This window comes from Klebsiella sp. H-Nf2, assembly GCF_002806645.1.
GTDB classification, from domain to species: Bacteria; Pseudomonadota; Gammaproteobacteria; order Enterobacterales; family Enterobacteriaceae; genus Klebsiella; species Klebsiella variicola.
Map to the genome: position 1 here is coordinate 22,559 of NZ_PIBL01000004.1, position 18,409 is coordinate 40,967.

An 18,409-nucleotide genomic window follows, 5' to 3' on the forward strand; every position below is an offset into this window, starting at 1 on the left:
TCAATCTCCATCCGAGTCCGAAGCTTCTTCTTTGGCAGTTATGTTCACAGTCAAGAGAATAGCATCATTATTTTCAGATAGTGATTGTGTAGCAAAAAACAAATAATAGATGAAGGTTTTTTCTTCACCTTCAGATGTTTTTATACCTTGCTTAAAAAATCTAGTTTTAACGCCATCATTGACTCCCGAATCAACATGGAAAAAATTGTACATATTGATGTTTAGTCCATTTTTAATGGAGGTTTTTACATGAGGTGTAATCTCACCTTTTTCATCCTCTTTTTTATCGGTATCAAATTTAAGCCTTAATTTAAAATCTCCATAAAACTCAACTTCAGGGTTAGCTGCAAGAACAACCAGTGTTTGAGAAAATACAACATCCATTCCTGATAGTTTAGTTTTAACTTGTTTTTTCATCTACATGCCTTTTTTTGGTATTTAAGTCAATAGACTCTGATGAATTATTTTTATTCATTAAAGATGGGCTTCTCGAGCAAATATAGTAAGTGATAAATATGACTACTATCACCATAAAACCAGACTTGCATATAATTCTGTATAAAAACTTACCTATATCCTTGAATACTGATGAGTCTATTAAAGAAGGTACTCGCCAAAGAAAGCGACCAAAGGAAAGGAGGGCTAGTATTAGAATGATTATCCCAACCGCAGTGTAAATAACATATTCAATGTTCATAAATACCTTATACTAAGCTACGAGTGCCTTTAATTAGGATATTATAGAAATATTAAATCTAGATCCATCATTTCATTTTTTGCATACCTCCACCCACATTTATTATCATATTTAAAGAAGAAAGTCGAGATTAATTTATATTTCATGCAGTATCTCTATGAATCGTAGATCTGTGGATAGGTGCTTCAAAAGTCGACTGAACATTCAAAATCATTATAGGGAGCTCTTAGCTCAGCCAGTCTTCCCGCTTTTGAGCATAAGTTCACGTGTCGAAACAGATTGTCAGGTTTGATTGTGTTCTATCTTGGGAAACTAACCAGTCTGAAGTGAGATAATACATCTGTATATAATGGGGAGAAACTACCCCCTAACTCATTGATGTGTATAGCGCATATTTTGCAAAAAAAGCACTGTTTGTTTATACATACGAATACCCCGCACCACCAGTAATAGCGGGCCTTTCAGCGTTTTGAAAGCGGTGTCATGGGGTGTCGGGGGTCGGAGGTTCAAATCCTCTCGTGCCGACCAAATCATTCACCGGTAAGTTTCGTTAACGACCGGTAACCCTACAGAAACCCGCACTCTCTCTGAGTTTGCGGGTTTTTTGTTGCCTGTTTTCCGTCGAATTTAAACGGAATCTTCAGGCATATTCCCCTAACATGTCGAATGGCCTACGCGTAAGCTTATGCGGAGGGCAAGATCAGGCCAGGCACACAAGCCCCTTAACCAATAGCGAAATTAAAGCGATCTGCTCCCCGTGGATTAATACACGACGATATTAGCGATCCGGCTGGGCTACCGCTCTCATGCAGCCTTAAGCCGCACCTCTAAAGCACCACCGGAAAAGCGCCGGGGTGCTGCACGGCCTGTCGCGGGAAGAAGGGTTTTAGCGCTGCCCCAGTTCACGGGTACGCCTGACCGCCGCCAGTACGCTGCGCTGAAGGCCTGCGGCAAAATCACTGTTGTTCAGCTCATACAGAGCGTGGATCCCGACTCCCGCCGGTGAATTATTGATATCCAGAAGCTGACGCGGATGCTTCTGGCTTTGGCGCAGCATCTCGACCGCGCCGAGCAGGTTCTCCAGCACCACCTCCGTCGCCTGAGGCCGCGACAGCCCCGCCAGTACGCCGGCATCAGTAAGCGACTCAATAAAGTAGTAAATATAGTTCGGCCCCGCGACGCCAAAACCGGTAAAAACATCGATCAACCGCTCTGGCAAATACAGCACTTTGCCAAAACCGCGCAGAAACGGCTCAATCTCAGCCGCGCTGGCGTGGGCGTTTAAGCTCACGCCGCTATAGCCAAATCCGGTATCGGTCAGAGTATTGGGGATCGTCCTGGCAATCGGCGTTGCCTCACCAAACAGGGAGGCCAGCGTTTCCAGGGTCACTCCCGTGATCAGAGAAACCACCGTCGTTGAGCCGTTTAGCTGGGCGCGCACGCGGCTCGCCACCGACGCCAGATCGTCCTGCGGACGGATCCCCAGCACCAGTAAAGAGGCCTCGCTTAAGCCACCGTCGCCCGACAACCGATAGCGGGAGTGCAGAGCCTCGATTCGCGCGCTGTCGATATCCTCCAGCGAGATCGCGTCCGCCCGCAGCGTACCGTTGCTTAATGACGCGCGAATAATCGCCTCCGTCATCTGTCCGGCACCAATAAAATGGACCTTTGCCATAGTTTTACTCCTTATTCAAAACGCTATTCGTCGTGACCAACACCGAAGCGCCGGCTTTGTCGCGCGGGGGCGGCAACGCGAATCCCCGTTCCGTCAGTTGGCCGCCAACCGTGGGCTTTTGCCTGCACAGCGCCTGTATCGCCGCTTCTGGCTGATTAATAAACTGGGTTATGTGGCCCCCCACTTAAGGTTGCCATTCCGCCTCATGCGACTCTGACTGGTAAAAACGCAGCCGACAGGCGGCATCACCGCGAGCCAGCGCGGTCTGCACCTCTAAACGCAGCCCCGGAAACGCGTCGGTTAACGCATGATCCCCTTCCATGCAGATATCGCATAGTGTCTCAATTTCGCTGGCGCCCCGCCCCTGCTGCCGCCAGCAGTTAACGTAAGGACAGTAGTGAAACAGGACGATAAATTCAGCCCGGCTGGCGCTAACGGGCTCCATCTCATAAACCTGAGATTCCAGACCGCGGGTAAACAGCCCGGCAAACTCCTGCAAATCCTGGCGATCGCGCATTTGCGCACGCAGCTTATGCCCGATATCGCGGCCATAGTGGCGTATGGCTTCACGCGCAAAATCATCCGCGATATGACGTTGTCGGCTTTCGTCCAACAGGTAACCGATGGTAGCCGCGCGTTTTTCAGTAATGGCGCGCAGCGCCAGGGTCACCTCATCGTTTAAGGTGGCGGCGTTATGCGCCGGTTCCGAGCTTATTTGCGTCATGCGTTTATTCCCAGTCGGTATTCACTTTGACGTCGCTGGCGCCCGGCAGGGCATACACATCTTCGGCGTACCATTTCCGTGAGAGCTCAGCGAGCGTGCCGTCTTTTTTCAGGGCAACCAACTGCGCATCAATCGCTTTGATCAACTGCGGGTCGGTATTTTTTTTATACAAATAGACGTTAGGAAACAGGCCGACGGAATCCGAAGCTTTCAGATTGAGATTTAGCGCCTTATTTAACGCCAGCAGTGCGCCAATGGGATAAATCGCCGCATCGTATTCCCCGGAAGCGACCGCTTTAAAGATATCGGCGGCGGACTGCTCGCCGTTGGGCTGCAGGTTAATTTGTTGGCCTGGATGTTTTTTGTTGTAGTTTTCAATCACCGTATAACGGGCGTCGGAGGTGTGAATCGGCACCAGTTTTTTCTTACCGCTGGCGAGATCGCCAAGGTTATGAATATCGTTCTCATCGTTACGTACAATCAAACGTAAATCGCTGATCCCGGTCGGCTCGCCGGAGTGGTCATATTTTTCCGCCCGCTCTTTGGTGAGATAAAAGTGATCCGCCGCAAGGGTATACGCGCCGGTCGACAGGCCGACGATCATCGCGTCGCGCGAGACCGCATTAAAATGAAACGTATAGTCGGTTAACCGCTGGTCCAGCACCTTTAACAGATCGCCATCGTAGCCGGTAATATTGTTGTTATCGTCAACAAAGCTAAAGGGAAAACCGTTAGCGTTAACGACAACCTCAATCGTCTTCGCGTTCGGACTTTTTTCAACCGCCTGCGCGGCGTTAATTCCCATTGCCAACGCCAGCGCACTCACCAGTAAAATTTTATTTTTCAAAATACCTTCCCCAAAATGATAACCGTGGAACACTCTTTTTTACGTTTCCTTGCCAGCGGGCGCGCAGAAACCGTTCTACACTGCGCAATGCTCTGGCAATTGCCAGGCACAGCACGATATAAATCACCAGCACGACGCAATAGGCTTCGACAAAATGAAACCCGCGCGCGGCGGCGATATTGGCTTTCGCCATCAGATCAATAACGGTGATGGTGTAAACCAGCGAGGTGTCTTTAATCAGATCGATCAGCACGCTGGTGAAGTTCGGCAGTGCGGATACTGCCGCCTGAGGAAAAATAATGCGTCGGAACTGCGTGAACCCGCTTAGCCCAATTGACCATGCGGCCTCGCGCTGCCCCTTATCAACCGCGTTCCAGCCTGCGCGAAAGGTTTCGGCGAAATACGCGCTGAAAATCAGCGATAGCGCGGTGACCGCCGCCACCAGTGGCGAGAGTTTATAGTGGTACATATTGTCCTGCGGGCCGCCAAACAGCCCGGCGGCTATCCACGGCCAGACGTAAAAAAAGAAATACAGCATCACCAGTACCGGGACCGAACGGCTAAAGGAGAGAAATACCTTCGCCCCCCATTGAACGCCGGGAACCTGACGAATAATCACCCACGCCAGCGCCGCGCCCAGCAGAGTGGAAAAGAGTAAGGACAATAACGTTATCACCAGGGTGACCGGCAGCGCGCTTAAAATAAACGTAAAATTGTCCCGAATGAACGCCAGGCTAAACATGTTAATCTATCACTCCAACAGGAACTGATACTTCTTTTCAATACGAGTGGTAAAATAGAGAATAATACTATTCAGCACCCAGTAAACGATAATAACACTAATAAATGCCGCGACCTGTTTAGACCCATAGCTATTTTGTGAAATCTTTTGTGCACGGCCAAAAATATCTACAATACCAATAATATTGACCAGTGAGGTCATCTTCACGAGGTTAATTAAAAGATTACCAAAAACGGGAATGGCAATAATGAGCCCCTGGGGAAAAATAATCCGCAGCATTCCCTTATGCCAGGGAATATTCAAGCTGATAATGGCCTCTTTCTGGCCGATATCCACCGCACGCCACGCTGAACGCATCATTTCCGCAAAATAGGGACTGATGCTGACCGAAATAGACAACACCGCAAAGGTGGTATCGCTAATCCATAGCGGCGGCAGCGCCAGCGCAGTCAAAATTAATTTTCCGCCGAAGAAAAACAGCAGGATCAGCAGCGCCAGGGGGGCGCCACGCAGAATGTCGGTATACCCGTTTGCTACCGCGCTGAGCGGCTTAAAGCGACTAAACTGCAGCAGCACAATCAGCAGCGCGATCGTCAAACCAAGCAGCAGCGAGGCCAGCGTTATCCCGAGGGTCACGGGTAAATTTTCCAGCAGTTTCGGCAATATTCCGGCGATATCCTGCCAGTTAAAGAGCGGGTTATTGTTCATCAGTAGCCTCAGGCATGATAGTGCAGTTGCGCCAGAAACGCCCGGGTTCGCCCCTGCTGTGCTGCGCCAAATATCTGTTCCGCCGGGCCCTGCTCAACGATTTCGCCGTTTTCCATAAATACCACCCGGGAAGCGACTTGGCGGGCGAACGCCATTTCATGGGTCACGATAATCATCGTCTGACCCGCAGCGGCAATCGTCTGAATAAGCTCCAGCACTTCACCAACTTTTTCCGGATCCAGCGCGGAAGTCGGCTCATCCAGCAGCAGAACGGCGGGGTTAATTGCCAGCGCCCGCGCAATCCCGATACGCTGCTTTTGGCCGCCGGAGAGACTGTGCGGATAGCTGTCTTTTTTATGCAATAACCCCACCTGCTTTAAGAGTTGTTCAGCAATATCCTGCGCCTCCTGACGCGGGCGCTTTTGAGCGTAAATCAGTCCTTCGGTAATATTCTGCAGTGCGGTCAGATTATGAAAGAGATTCCACGATTGAAAAACCATGGCGGTTTTTGCCCGTAGCTTTTCAATCTCCTTTTTGCCCGCTTTTGCGCAATCCAGCGCCACATCATCTATTCTTATTTGCCCGCTATCGGCAGGCTCCAGGAAATTAAGCGTACGTAATAGCGTGGTTTTCCCTGAGCCACTGGGGCCAATAATGCAAATAATCTCGCCGGAATGAATACTGAGCGAGACCTCTTTTAGCACTCTTTCACCGGAGAAGCTTTTACTGATCTTATTAATAGTTATCATAATGAAATATTCGTGGATAATTTTTATTTGCCGCACGCCGGCGCTTATTGCTGTCTAAAAACTATATTGCCGCGGTTCAGATGATAGCAAACAAGAAAATCATCTATCGAAAGTTAAAAAATAACTTTTTATATATTTGTTATGACAATGAGGCTGAATTGTAATCAGACTTTCTTAGCAAAACAGGATGTCGGTACCGCACAAACTTATTCAACTTTACTGAACAATGAGAGCAAATTGTTTCGATTTTAATCATCCGACCGTCAGCCTATCATTTATCACATCGGGGCAACAACGCTCCAACACTGACAAAACACTTAAGGAATACGACCATGAAATCCATCAAAACTTTCGTTGCAGTTGCCACACTCTCTATGATCTCTTTCGGTACTTTTGCGCAGAGCATCAGCGCCAGCGCTTCCACACTGGATCGCGCAGAAGCCAAAATTGCCGCTCAGGCCGCGGAACAAGGCGCGTCTTACAAAATCACCAGCGCTCAATTCAATAACCGCGTACATATGACCGCTGAGTTGACGAAATAAAATCGCCAACATTGCCGGGCCGCCGGAAGTCACAGGCGACAGCGACAACACGATGCAATAAGGAACAGAACATGAAAAATATCGGCGTAGTCACCGCACTGCTGTTGGCCGCAACACTTTCGTCCGGCGTGATGGCCGCAGAGAATAGCTTTGCACGTCCGGAGGCAGGTTCAAATATCGATACATCGATGCATCAAAATCATATTGATGTCAGCCATGCCTTTGATAAAGAGAGCCTGACGGCAGGCAATCTTCAGTAAGTCACAGCACAAGGCGCGCGTGGAAATATCCGCTGCGCGCTTTTTTTTCTGCCCGTTTCCCCACGGATTATCCGCCATAACCTCCGCTTTTGCCGTATCGATATACTGCGCTTCTACATCTCGTCGCTTCCTGAATGAACGTTTTGCAGATGATACTGCTTTCATCATGCGTACCGGACAGGCATTAAAAGCAGCCGTAGTCAGTTTTACTGAACAGCTTCAGCAGGGTTTTATCAACTTTTCCGCCTCAGATATAGAGTACGACTATCCTGATGGTAAATTACGTCGTAGCATCTATTATTCGACTGTATGACTCATAAGCAGGAGCGGATGACATGAGAGTTAATGGACTTACCAAAGGATTTTTCATCCTTATCGTCTTTATTGTAACCCTGGCCTTTTTTGATGTTCTCTCACCCTATTATTCCGCCATCCTCTGGGCCGCGATCCTTGCGGTGATTTTTAATCCGGTCAAAAACAAGATTCGCACTCGCCTCGGCGAGCGCAATGGCCTCGCGGCGCTGCTGACCATCGTCATTATCTGCCTTATCGTTTTTACGCCGCTGGCGATCATCCTCTCGTCGCTGGCCTACGAGCTGAACGTGGTGTATAGCAAACTTCAGCATAACGACACTCAGTTCCCGACGGTGGTCGCCAGTCTGTTTGCCCACCTCCCCGGCTGGGCGAGAAGTTTCCTTGCCGAGCACAACCTCGATAGCGCGCAGCAGATCCAGCAGCAGCTCTCCGATGTTGCGCTGAAAAGCGGCCAGTATCTGGCCGGCAGCGCATTTCTGATTGGTAAAGGCACCTTTGGCTTTACCGTCAGCTTCGGCATTATGCTGTACCTGCTGTTCTTCCTGCTGAAGGATGGGCCTTACCTGGTGCTGTTGACCCTCGAATCCCTGCCGTTATCGAGCTACGTGAAGCAGCACCTGTTCGCTAAATTCGCCGCGGTCGCCCGCGCCACGGTAAAAGGCACTGTGGCTGTTGCGCTGGCGCAGGGGGCGTTGGGCGGCTTTGCCTTCTGGGTTGCCGGTCTGGACGGCAGTATTCTGTGGGGAGCGTTGATGGCGTTCCTGTCGCTTATCCCGGCGGTAGGCTCGGCCATTATCTGGGTGCCGGCGGCGATTTACCTCTTCGCCACCGGGCAGCTGTGGCAGGGTGCCTTTATCGTCGGCTTCTTTGTGATTGTGATTGGCCTGGTGGATAACATTCTGCGTCCGCTGCTGGTGGGCAAGGATACCAAAATGCCGGACTATCTGATCCTTATCGCCACTCTGGGCGGCATGGAGATCTACGGCATCAACGGATTCGTTATCGGGCCGCTGATTGCCGCCTTGTTTATCGCTTGCTGGAACCTGCTGTCGGGACGAGAGCATGCCGGCAACACTGATGAATTAGATGAAGAATTCATTGAGGAAGCGAAAAATAGCCGCAACGAATAGCTTCATCGGCCGGCGTCGGGCGCAAGGTGCGTTGATGGAATCATGCCAGTACATAACACCATTCATTTTGAAAAAATTAGTAAATAAAACTTAACATTCAGCAAAGCAATGATAGGCTGTATCAGTCAGGAACGAAAATAAAGGATGATCAACCGTGAAAAAAATCACTACGCTAGCCGTTTCTCTGCTGACCGCCGCCTGCATGTCCGCTGGCGCCCTGGCCGCAGACCAGCCGCTGGAAAAAGTCGCGCCGTTCCCGAAAGCGGAAAAAGGCATGAAGCGTCAGGTTATTCAGCTGCCGCAGCAGCAGGATGAGTCAGCGCTGAAGGTTGAGCTGATAATCGGCCAGACGCTGGAAGTTGACTGCAACCACCATCGTTTAGGCGGGAAGCTGGAAAGCAAAACCCTGGAAGGCTGGGGCTATGACTACTATGTCTTTGATAAGCTGAGCGGCCCGGTCTCTACCATGATGGCCTGCCCGGATGGCAAGAAAGAGAAGAAATTTGTCACTGCCGGTCTCGGCGATGATGCCATGCTGCGCTACAACAGCAAGCTGCCGATTGTCGTGTACGCGCCGACCAATGTCGATGTGAAATATCGCATCTGGCGCGCCGACGAAACCATCGGTAACGCCGTCGTCCGCTAAGTCGCCCCATCAAACCGACAAAAAAACGGCAGCCCGCAGGCTGCCGTTTTTGTCAGAGCGTTTGTCAGAGCGCGATATCCGCCATCGGCTTACCACCGCTCAGCGGCTTCAGCTCCGCCTGCGGGGCTTCATCCGCCGCCGCGGCCGGCTCATATTTCAGCTCCAGCACTTCACTGGTCCACGCCAGCGCTTTCTCAATCTCAGCCGGGTTGCCATCAAGGCGAATACCGTAGGTCGGGATGATAGCTTTCAGCCTGGCCTGCCATTCCGGCGAATTGACTTTATCTTTAAACACTTTTTCCATCAGCTGCAGCATGATAGGCGCCGCCGTGGAGGCTCCAGGCGACGCGCCGAGCAGTGCCGCGACGGTGCCTTCGTCATCGCTGACCACTTCGGTGCCGAGGCGCAGTACCCCGCCCTTCTTCGCATCGCGCTTGATAATCTGCACGCGCTGACCGGCCTGCCACAACCGCCAGTCCTCTTTCCGCGCTTCCGGATAGTATTCGCACAGCGCAGCCAGGCGATCTTTATCTTTCTGCATCACCTGGCTAATCAGATATTTCACCAGATCGAAGTTGTCCAGACCGACGTTGAGCATCGGCAGAATATTCGAGGTATTCGTCGAGGCCAGCAGATCCCACAGCGAACCGTTTTTCAGGAAGCGGGTCGAGAAGGTGGCGAACGGCCCGAACAGCACCACGCGTTTACCGTCGATAATACGGGTATCGATGTGCGGCACCGACATCGGTGGCGCGCCCACTTCGGCCTGGCCGTAAACCTTCGCCAGATGGTGGTTCACCACCTCCGGATTTTCGCAGACCAGGAACTGGCCGCCGACCGGGAAGCCCGCATACTCTTTGGCCTGTGGAATGCCGGTTTCCTGCAGCAGCGTCAGCGCCGCGCCGCCGGCGCCGATAAAGATGAATTTAGCTTTAATGACCCGCTTCTGACGACGGTTGTCGGCATCCGCGAGAGTGACCGTCCAGCTCTTGTCGGCGTTGCGCTTGAAGCGACGTACCACGGTACCCAGCTGCAGGGAGAAATTATCATGCTTTTGCAGGCCGGCGATCAGCTGGCGGGTGATTTCGCCATAGTTGACGTCAGTTCCCACTTCAGTACGGGTGGCGGCCACCTTTTGCTGCGGATCGCGGCCTTCCATCACCAGCGGTGCCCAGGCTTTGATCTGCTGATGGTCTTCAGAATAGCGAATACCGCGGAACAGTTCGCTCTGCTGCAGCGCCGCATAGCGCGCGCGCAGGAAGTTGACGTTATCTTCGCCCCACACAAAGCTCATGTGCGGCACGCTGTTAATGAAAGATTTTGGTTTGTTCAGGACGCCGCGCGTCACCTGATGCGCCCAGAACTGACGCGAGATATGGAAGGCTTCGTTGATGTCGACCGCTTTGTCGATATTAATGCCGTTGGCGGTCTGCGGCGTGTAGTTCAGCTCCATCAGCGCCGCGTGGCCGGTACCCGCATTGTTCCACCCATTTGAGCTCTCTTCTGCCACGCTGGACATTTGCTCAACCATGGTAATAGACCAGTCTGGCTCAAGCTCCTGCAGCCAGGTTCCCAGTGTGGCGCTCATAATGCCGCCGCCAATCAACAATACATCCGTCTCTTGCTCATGGCGGGTGTTGGTCCGAGTGCTGTTGGGACCAACCGCCTGTGAGCGTGGTACGGCCATCTTTTTATTCATCGGATTTGAGCCTTACTTTACTCGCTGTTTTTATTTAGCGCAGGTGATACGATTCTCACCGCTCACGTTACCACCTAAGCTAAAAAATTTAAATATTGTTTAAATTTTAAGTTCTGTTTTGAGATCCGTTATAAAAATGTTTAATAAATGTATACACAAAATCACTTTTCATACTGGTAGCGTTGCGGATTCCGCGCTATCATCCTCGGTTTTGTGACAGACCGCACGGAAGCCGGGCCTGACACCGCTCCTCCTTTTTTTATAACCTGCGAACTTTTTTTATGCCGCCTGTTCCTGACTCCTCCGCTTCCGGCACTTTGCGTCCGATCCTCCGCTCCCCGTCGCTGCTGACGCGCGAAGTGCTGGCCGGCGTGCTTACCGCCCTGGCGTTGATTCCTGAAGTCATTTCGTTTTCGGTCATTGCCGGCGTTGACCCTCAGGTCAGCCTGGTTGCCTCGGTGGTGCTTTGTCTGGCGATGTCGGTGCTCGGCGGGCGCCCGGCAATGGTGACGGCTGCCGCCGGGTCGGTGGCGTTGGTCATTGGCCCGATGGTGCATCAGTACGGCGTGGGCTACATTCTGCCGGCTGTCATTCTGGCGGGTATGATTCAAATTTTGTTTGGTCTGTGCGGCATGGCGCGCCTGATGCGTTTTATTCCCCCGGCGGTGATGACCGGGTTCGTCAATGCCCTCGGGATACTGATTTTCTTTGCTCAGGTACCGCATTTCTGGAGTCGCCAACCACTGATCGTTGGCCTGTTCGTCCTGACGCTGCTTATCGTCCTGTGGGCGCCGCGCTTCATTAAGGTTGTCCCGGCGCCACTGATCGCCATTGTTGTGCTCACTCTCTATACCGTCACCACCGGCCAGCAGTTGCCCACCGTCGGCGATGAAGGCTCGATGAGCGGCGGCCTGCCGGGATTCACTGCCCTGACCGTCCCCCTGAACCTGGCGACACTGCAGATTATCTGGCCCTGCGCCCTCAGCATCGCCTTTGTCGGCCTGATGGAGTCCCTGTTGACGGCTAAGCTGGTGGATGATCTCACCCATACGCCGTCGAATAAATCGCGGGAGAGCGCCGGGCTGGGTATCGCCAATATCCTTGCCGGTTGTTATGGCGGTATCGCCGGCTGCGCGATGATCGGCCAGACCATCGTTAACGTGGAGATGGGCAAAGCCCGCAGCCGCCTCTCAACGGTGATCGCCGGTCTGGTGCTGCTCCTGCTGGTAACGGCGCTCAGCCAGGTGATGGCGCAGATCCCGATGGCGGTGCTGGCTGGGGTGATGGTGATTGTGGCGGTGAAAACCTTTAGCTGGCACAGCATTCGCCCGAGCGAACTGGCGCGTAATCCGTGGCCGGAAACGCTGGTGATGCTGGTGACCGTCGCCGCGACGGTGGGAACCAGCAATCTGGCGATCGGCGTGCTGGCGGGGATCATCGCCATGGCGCTCATCCCCCGCCGCCTGCGCACGAAGGCGCAGGCTACATCAGAAACAGCGTCGCCAGACCAAGGAAAATAAAGAAGCCGCCGGTGTCGGTGATAGCGGTGATCATCACGCTGGAGCCGACCGCCGGGTCGCGCCCCAGCTTCACCATAACCATCGGGATTATCACGCCCATCATCGCCGCCATCAGCAGGTTGAGCATCATGGCCAGCGTCATCACCCCACCGAGCTGCGGATCGTCATACAGCCACCAGGTAATAGCCCCCATAATCCCGCCCCATACCAGGCCGTTAATCAGGGCGACCCCCATTTCACGCAGGATCAGGAAGGTAAAGCTGCCGGGCTGGATCTGCTGCAGCGCCATCGCCCGGACGATCATGGTGATCGTCTGATTACCGGTATTGCCGCCGATCCCGGCGACGATCGGCATCAGCGAGGCCAGCGCCACCAGCTGTGAAATGGTGTGTTCGAAGCCATCGATGACCCTGGAAGCGATAAACGCCGTACACAGGTTGACCGCCAGCCACGCCCAGCGCGTTTTGACCGCTTTACTGACCGGGGCGAAGACATCCTCTTCATCGCTCAGACCGCCCATCCGGCGCAGATCGTTATCGGTTTCTTCATAAACCACATCGACGATCTCATCGATGGTCAGACGCCCGATCAGCTTGCCGTCGGCATCAATGACGGCGGCGCTGAGTAAGTCATCACGTTCGAAGGTGCGCGCCACCTTCTCGGCCTCTTCGTGCGGCTGAAAGGTGACCGGATCGCCCTCCATCACCTCCCCCACCCGCTTCTGCGCATCGTTGAGCAGAATGGTCTGTAGCTCCAGCTCACCGAGCAGCAGCTTATTGCGGGTGGTGACGAACAGCTTATCGGTATTCTCCGGCATTTTACCCAGACGCCGCAGATAGCGCTGCACCGCCGCCAGCGTGGCCTCCGGACGAACCGTAATGACCTCAAACTCCATGATCGCCCCGACGCTGTTGTCAGCGTAGCGCATAATCTGGCGAATACGGGCGCGCTTCTCGGCCGGCAGGGTCGCCAGCAGCCGTCCGGTCAGGTTGCGCGGCAGATGCTGCAGCAGGTAAACCTGTTCATCGATATCCAGCGGCTGCATCGCCTGCAGCAGCTCGGAGTCGCTCATCTTGTCGATGAGGTCGCCCCAGACGTTTTCTGAGGCTTCCAGCAGCACTTCGCCACGTTTATCGTCAGGCACCAGGCACCACAGCGCGGTGCGAGCGTCATAGGGGAGCGCTTCCAGCGCATCGGCGAGATCCGGCGGCGGCAGATGCGAGACCAGGATCTCGACTTCCGCCAGGTCATCGGCCAGCGTGCCTTCATCGTAACGTTCGGCCAGCGTCAGTTTGCCCAGCAGCGCGGAGGTCACCGCTTTATCGGTGCTCAAGAGCCAAATCAGACGGGCGCGCTCTTCGTCACGCAAGCGGGCGCTTTTTTTATGCAAAACGGACATCGATCGGGCAATCCTTTTGAGAATAGTGAGCCGGCCTGTGGGCCGGAAGCCTTAAGCATAGCGCGGGGAGGGGGAAATAATAACTGTCAGCAATGTAGTCGCTGAAAATTTCAGCGGCGCGGCGCCCGGGTTTTCCCTCGGGCTCGCGGCGAGCATCAGGCCGTACGGGCCACCGCATCGCGGGAAGCCTGCGCCCGCTCCTCCCCGGTGAGTTCGGACAGCTTGCCGGCACGCATTTCCAGCAGACGATCGGCGTGCTGGAAGTAGTGATCGTCATGGCTGATGGCGAACACAGTTTTCCCCATCTGCTGCATCAGCGGCAGCAACACCTGGTAGAACTCGCGGCGGAAATGCGGGTCCTGATCCGCCGCCCATTCATCCAGCAGAATGATGTCCCGGGACTCGGCCAGCGCCAGCAGGAGCGCCACGCGCTTCTTCTGCCCTTTCGACAGCCGGAGGTCGGCGATTTTCCCGTTCTCCAGCTGCAGCTTGTGGGTCATTTGCAGGCGCTCCAGCCACGTTGCCACCAGCGTCGGATCGGCCTCCTCGCCCTGCGGCCCGAGCAGACGGTCAAACAACCAGACGTCGGTAAACACCGCAGAGAACAGTTTGCGATACTCCTCCGGTTTATCCGCCGCCAGCGGCTGGCCGTCCACGAGGATCTGACCGGAAACCGGCTGATACAGGCCGGTCAGGAGCATCGCCAGGGTTGACTTGCCACTGCCGTTGCCGCCGATCAGAAACACCAGCTCGCCGCGTTTCAGCGTCAGGTTAAGCGGCCCTACCGCAAAGCGATGGTCCGGATAATGGAAAGTGACATCGCGCAATTCCAGCGTTTGCCAGTCAGGATGCGCCTGTGGCCGGGGAAATTCGGCTTGATATGGGGCGAGAGAGAACTGGCGCAGCTTGTTAAACGCCACCTGGGCGCTGAGCAAGGTGGGCAGCGCGCCGACGGCAGAGAGCAGCGGCGTGCGCAGAAACAGCAGCGTCAGGGAATAGGTCGCTGCCACGGCGGTATCGGCCCAGCCGAGGCTGTTGGCCATCCAGAACACCAGCCCGATGGCGCCAAGCATCATAATATTCGACCAGTTAACCGCGCTGAGATGGAAGGTATCGGCGCGAACGATATGGTGCCGATACTCCCGGGCGTCCGGGAGGTAGAGCTGATTAAACACATACTCCGCGCGTTCGCGATTGAGGGTCAGCTCTTTGCGCCCCTCCAGCACCGTCTGGTAGTCGTGATACAGCTTATCTTCCGTTTCGCGCAGGCTGGCCATATGTTTGTACACCCGCGACACCAGCACAAAACCGCCCCAGATGGTGAGCGCCATCCACAGCGCCGTCACCAGCATCATTTTGCCTGACAGCCAGGCCAGATAGGCGGCAGAGCCGAAGGTCAGAATGATCCCCTGCACCAGCTCCGGCAGGCGCACAAAGGCGATGGTGATGTTACGGATATCGCTGGTCAGCCCGGCAAGCAGCGACGCGCTGCCGATCTTCTCCACCTGTTCAATCTGAGTATCGAGGATGCGTTTAACAAATTCGCCCCGCAGGCGATAAACAAAATGGTGGCCGAGGGTGGTCAGCGCCAGCTGGGAGCCCAGCGTCACCGCCATCAGCAGCCCCAGCAGGCCAAGAAACTCCGGCAGGACCCGCAGCGAGGTATCGACAGCGGTAATCAGGCGCAGGTTAATGAAGGCGATTAAGCCGATACCCAGCGCGGCGCTGAGCAGACTGAGGGCAATCACGCCGAGAAACGGCCAGCGATACTGACGCCAGACGAGAGAGAGAAGTTCCATAACAGGCTATCCGGAAAAGCAAAACAGCCAGCAGTTTAAACGGCTCGCCGATGACATCAAGAATAATTCTTATTTTAATACTGGCGACTGCCCGCCTGCCGAAAAGTGAGGTTGTAACGACAGTCGCCCGTTTCGGGGTGATGACCGGCTTTCAGCGGCTGAATACCATGATAAAACAGACGCGACTCGCCGCCCCAGACCACCACATCGCCATGCTCCAGCAGCAGCCGCTGCAGCGGGTCGCTGCGTTGCAACCCGCCAAACTGAAAGATGGCCGGCAGACCCAGCGAGACCGAGACGATCGGCGCCAGCAGATCCTGTTCATCTTTATCCTGATGCAACGACAGTTTTGCGCCCGGCTGATAGCGGTTAATCAGACAGGCGTCGGGGGAAAAGCCCGGATAGCCGCCGGCGGCGGCTGCCGCCAGCGCCAGTTCGCGGAATACGGCAGGCATCGGCGGCCAGGTTTGATCGGTTAACGGGTCGACCGGGGCGTACAGGTAGCCGTGGCGATCGGTGGTCCAGCCCAGCGCACCGCAGTTGGTCATGGCGACCGACATGGTATATCCGCCCGGCGTGACCATCTGGCGAAATGGCGACTGGCGGGCGACATCGGCAATCGCCTGCAGCAGCCCCGGGGCGCGCTCGCGGGCGAAGCGTCGGAGCACCACCGCACCGGGTGCCAGCGGCTCCTGCCACGGTGGCGTATCGCTAAACAGATCGAGCATTATTCCTCCTCGTGTTGGGCCTCGCGCGCCAGCAGCTGGGCTTTCCGCGCCGTTCCCCAGCGATAACCGGACAGCGCGCCGCCCTCCCGCACCACCCGATGGCAGGGAACGATCACCGCCAGCGAATTCGCCGCGCAGGCACCAGCCACCGCTCTTGCTGCTCGTGGCAGACCAATATGCTCTGCCACCTGGCGGTAGCTGCGGGTCTCGCCCGCCGGGATCTGCCGCAGCGCCTGCCAGACCTGCAGCTGAAACGCAGTGCCTTGCAGATCCAGCGGCAGCGACACCGGCCGCCGGCTGTCGTCGAGGTGAGCGAAAATCTCCGCCATCTGACGACGGAACTCAGGGTCTCCCTGACGCAGCTCGGCGTTGGGAAAGCGCTGGCGCAGGTCGTCGAGCAATGCCGTATCGTTATCGCCCGGCAGAACCGCGCAGACGCCGCGCTCACTTTGCGCCACCAGACAGCGACCCAGCGCGCAGTCGCCCGTCGTCCAGGTCACCACGGTGGCAGCGCCGCCACGGCGAAACTGGCTCGCCGTCATGCCTAATGCCGCATCGGCCTGACGATAATAGCTGCTGCTGTCGGGAAAACCGGCCGCCAGCGCGGCGCGGGTCACCGTGTTCCCCTGCTCCAGCGCTTCCCGCAGGCGTCGGGCACGCCACGCCTGTTGCCACGCTTTGGGGGTCATACCGGTGACGGATTTAAACAAACGGTGGAAATGAAACGGGCTGACCGCCAGCTCACGAGCCAGCGCCTCAAGGGTCAGGGGCGCGTCCTGCTCCAGCAACCGGCAAGCTTGCGCCACTTTGTCGACCCTTTGCTGCTGCGGATCGTCTTTATCCGGCTGGCAGCGTTTGCAGGGGCGGAACCCCGCCGCCACGGCGGAGGCGACGTCGGCAAAAAAGCGCACATTTTCCCGCCGCGCACGACGCGAGCGGCAGGAAGGGCGGCAGCAGATGCCGGTGGTCAGTACCGCGAAGACAAACTGACCATCGGCCCGGGTATCACGTTCGCAGACCGCCTGCCAGCGGCGGTCATCGGTATCGGCAACTATCGGTTTCATGACGAGGCTCCTGCTGTAAGTGTATCCTCAGTCTGCGGCGACGCCCGCAGCAAAAAACCCGCAATCTTGCTTTTTAATTTTTCTCGCCGACGAGGAAGGTGCGGAACTGTGGCGACATCCAGGTTTTAAACCCCTCGCCCTCTTTGACGATCATATAGACTGCCAGCCCTTGCTCGCGCACCACCTGCTGCGCTTTTTCCGGCCCGAGCACCATCAGTCCGGTATCCCAGCCATCCGCCTCCAGCGCCGTTGGCGCAATGACGGTGACGGAGACCAGCTTATGGCTTATCGGCTGCCCGGTCTGCGGATCAATGACGTGCGAGATACGTTTGCCGTCAAGTTCATAGTAATTACGATAGCTGCCGGAGGTGCTGATGCCGTGGCCATTGATGTCGACAATCGCCTGGACGGCGTTTTCCCGGTCGGTCGGTTTCTGGATCGCCACCCGCCAGGGCTTGCCTTCGCCGTTCATCCCTCGGCTCACCAGCGCCCCGCCTACCGACACCAGATAGCGGGAGATCCCCTCCTGCTCCATCAATCGCGCGAGGTGATCGGCAGCATAGCCCTCCCCCACCGTGGAGAGATCGACAAACAGGTCGGGGATATCTTTTTGCAGGAACTGCCTGCCGCTCTGATTGATAACCTGCAGATGCTGCAGGCCGGTGCGCGCCTTCGCCGCGGCAATCGCCTGCGCATCCGGAGTGGTGACCGGCTGTTTATCCGGGCCAAAGCCCCACAGATTGACCAGCGGCCCCACGGTAATATCCATCGCGCCGTGCGTTTTGGCGCCAATCCGCAGCGACAGCGTCACGATGTCCGCCATCGCTTCGCTCACTGGCCAGGGCCGGGTATCCGCCGCGTGGTTGAAACGCATCAGCGCCGAGTCGTTTTTCCAGGTCGACAGCAGGCGATCGTCGGCGTCCAGCTGGGCCTGAACTTTATCGCGCAACGCCTGAGCCTTTGCCTCATCCACGCCAATGACGCTGACCCGCCAGAAGGTGCCCATCGTTTTGCCATCCAGCACGGTGGCCGTCGAGGTGGGGGTCGCAGGGGTGGTGGCTGAATCGCAGCCAGAGAGCAATACGCAGACGCCCAGCAATGCGGCGCGAAAGAAAGTCATGTCCATTAATCGAGGCTCCTCTTACCAGGGCGACAAGAGTATACC

Annotated in this window: 19 protein-coding genes; 6 read left to right on the forward strand and 13 right to left on the reverse strand. The window is 55.4% G+C overall.

Features of this window, described 5'->3' with window-relative positions:
- The 7 genes from CWM58_RS12380 to CWM58_RS12415 all read right to left on the reverse strand — a co-directional run bounded on the left by CWM58_RS12380 (nt 1) and on the right by CWM58_RS12415 (nt 6,142).
- Entirely contained in the window at nt 1-417 is a 417-nt protein-coding gene (locus CWM58_RS12380; protein ID WP_100631098.1) for a hypothetical protein, read from the reverse strand.
- 1,166 nt (nt 418-1,583) lie between these two features.
- A complete protein-coding gene (locus tag CWM58_RS12385; RefSeq protein ID WP_100681027.1) occupies nt 1,584-2,372 on the reverse strand; it encodes a pyrroline-5-carboxylate reductase family protein in 789 nt (262 codons plus the stop codon).
- 184 nt (nt 2,373-2,556) lie between these two features.
- Nucleotides 2,557-3,096, reverse strand: coding sequence for an L-2-amino-thiazoline-4-carboxylic acid hydrolase (locus tag CWM58_RS12395; protein ID WP_008803992.1), 540 nt, complete (start codon nt 3,094-3,096; stop codon nt 2,557-2,559).
- A 4-nt stretch (nt 3,097-3,100) separates the two neighbouring features.
- Complete coding sequence (locus CWM58_RS12400; RefSeq protein ID WP_100681029.1) at nt 3,101-3,943, reverse strand: transporter substrate-binding domain-containing protein; 843 nt, start codon at nt 3,941-3,943, stop codon at nt 3,101-3,103.
- On the reverse strand, nt 3,933-4,685 hold the full coding sequence (locus CWM58_RS12405) for an amino acid ABC transporter permease (protein ID WP_012541007.1): 753 nt from the start codon (nt 4,683-4,685) through the stop codon (nt 3,933-3,935). Before CWM58_RS12405 ends, CWM58_RS12400 begins: the two co-directional genes overlap by 11 nt.
- Nucleotides 4,686-4,694: 9 nt before the next feature.
- Nucleotides 4,695-5,393, reverse strand: coding sequence for an ABC transporter permease subunit (locus CWM58_RS12410; protein ID WP_061156331.1), 699 nt, complete (start codon nt 5,391-5,393; stop codon nt 4,695-4,697).
- Nucleotides 5,394-5,401: 8 nt separating this feature from the next.
- The gene (locus tag CWM58_RS12415) at nt 5,402-6,142 is read right to left on the reverse strand and encodes an amino acid ABC transporter ATP-binding protein (RefSeq protein ID WP_008803988.1); all 741 of its coding nucleotides are present in this window, start codon (nt 6,140-6,142) and stop codon (nt 5,402-5,404) included.
- Nucleotides 6,143-6,474: 332 nt separating this feature from the next.
- Here CWM58_RS12415 and CWM58_RS12420 point away from each other — a divergent pair, with 332 nt between their 5' ends.
- The 5 genes from CWM58_RS12420 (at nt 6,475) to eco (ending at nt 9,035) form a co-directional block, all read left to right on the forward strand.
- Complete coding sequence (locus tag CWM58_RS12420; RefSeq protein WP_100681030.1) at nt 6,475-6,684, forward strand: YdgH/BhsA/McbA-like domain containing protein; 210 nt, start codon at nt 6,475-6,477, stop codon at nt 6,682-6,684.
- Nucleotides 6,685-6,755: 71 nt separating this feature from the next.
- On the forward strand, nt 6,756-6,944 hold the full coding sequence (locus tag CWM58_RS12425) for a hypothetical protein (RefSeq protein ID WP_061153831.1): 189 nt from the start codon (nt 6,756-6,758) through the stop codon (nt 6,942-6,944).
- Nucleotides 6,945-6,963: 19 nt separating this feature from the next.
- On the forward strand, nt 6,964-7,257 hold the full coding sequence (locus CWM58_RS28155; protein WP_133122423.1) for a hypothetical protein: 294 nt from the start codon (nt 6,964-6,966) through the stop codon (nt 7,255-7,257).
- Nucleotides 7,258-7,279: 22 nt separating this feature from the next.
- Nucleotides 7,280-8,389: an AI-2E family transporter gene (locus tag CWM58_RS12430; protein WP_008803986.1), complete on the forward strand. Its 1,110-nt coding sequence runs from the start codon at nt 7,280-7,282 to the stop codon at nt 8,387-8,389.
- 154 nt (nt 8,390-8,543) lie between these two features.
- Nucleotides 8,544-9,035 carry a serine protease inhibitor ecotin gene (gene eco / locus CWM58_RS12435; protein WP_032733375.1) on the forward strand — a complete coding sequence of 164 codons (492 nt, stop codon included), beginning with the start codon at nt 8,544-8,546 and terminating at the stop codon, nt 9,033-9,035.
- Between the two features lie 64 nt (nt 9,036-9,099).
- Here eco and mqo read toward each other — a convergent pair whose 3' ends face one another.
- On the reverse strand, nt 9,100-10,734 hold the full coding sequence (gene mqo / locus CWM58_RS12440; RefSeq protein ID WP_032733376.1) for a malate dehydrogenase (quinone): 1,635 nt from the start codon (nt 10,732-10,734) through the stop codon (nt 9,100-9,102).
- A 359-nt stretch (nt 10,735-11,093) separates the two neighbouring features.
- Here mqo and CWM58_RS12445 point away from each other — a divergent pair, with 359 nt between their 5' ends.
- Nucleotides 11,094-12,254, forward strand: coding sequence for a SulP family inorganic anion transporter (locus tag CWM58_RS12445; protein ID WP_100681123.1), 1,161 nt, complete (start codon nt 11,094-11,096; stop codon nt 12,252-12,254).
- Here CWM58_RS12445 and mgtE read toward each other — a convergent pair.
- The 5 genes from mgtE to apbE all read right to left on the reverse strand — a co-directional run bounded on the left by mgtE (nt 12,217) and on the right by apbE (nt 18,370).
- Nucleotides 12,217-13,653, reverse strand: coding sequence for a magnesium transporter (gene mgtE, locus CWM58_RS12450; RefSeq protein WP_100681031.1), 1,437 nt, complete (start codon nt 13,651-13,653; stop codon nt 12,217-12,219). The genes CWM58_RS12445 and mgtE overlap by 38 nt on opposite strands.
- A 155-nt stretch (nt 13,654-13,808) precedes the next feature.
- Nucleotides 13,809-15,452 (reverse strand): multidrug ABC transporter permease/ATP-binding protein, encoded by a 1,644-nt coding sequence (locus tag CWM58_RS12455; RefSeq protein ID WP_100681032.1) that lies wholly within the window; start codon nt 15,450-15,452, stop codon nt 13,809-13,811.
- Nucleotides 15,453-15,526: 74 nt separating this feature from the next.
- On the reverse strand, nt 15,527-16,180 hold the full coding sequence (gene alkB / locus CWM58_RS12460; RefSeq protein ID WP_061153825.1) for a DNA oxidative demethylase AlkB: 654 nt from the start codon (nt 16,178-16,180) through the stop codon (nt 15,527-15,529).
- Complete coding sequence (gene ada, locus CWM58_RS12465; RefSeq protein ID WP_061153824.1) at nt 16,180-17,244, reverse strand: bifunctional DNA-binding transcriptional regulator/O6-methylguanine-DNA methyltransferase Ada; 1,065 nt, start codon at nt 17,242-17,244, stop codon at nt 16,180-16,182. The genes alkB and ada overlap by 1 nt, the downstream gene beginning before the upstream one ends.
- 73 nt (nt 17,245-17,317) lie before the next feature.
- Nucleotides 17,318-18,370: an FAD:protein FMN transferase ApbE gene (gene apbE / locus CWM58_RS12470; protein WP_100681033.1), complete on the reverse strand. Its 1,053-nt coding sequence runs from the start codon at nt 18,368-18,370 to the stop codon at nt 17,318-17,320.
- Nucleotides 18,371-18,409 lie beyond the last annotated feature (39 nt).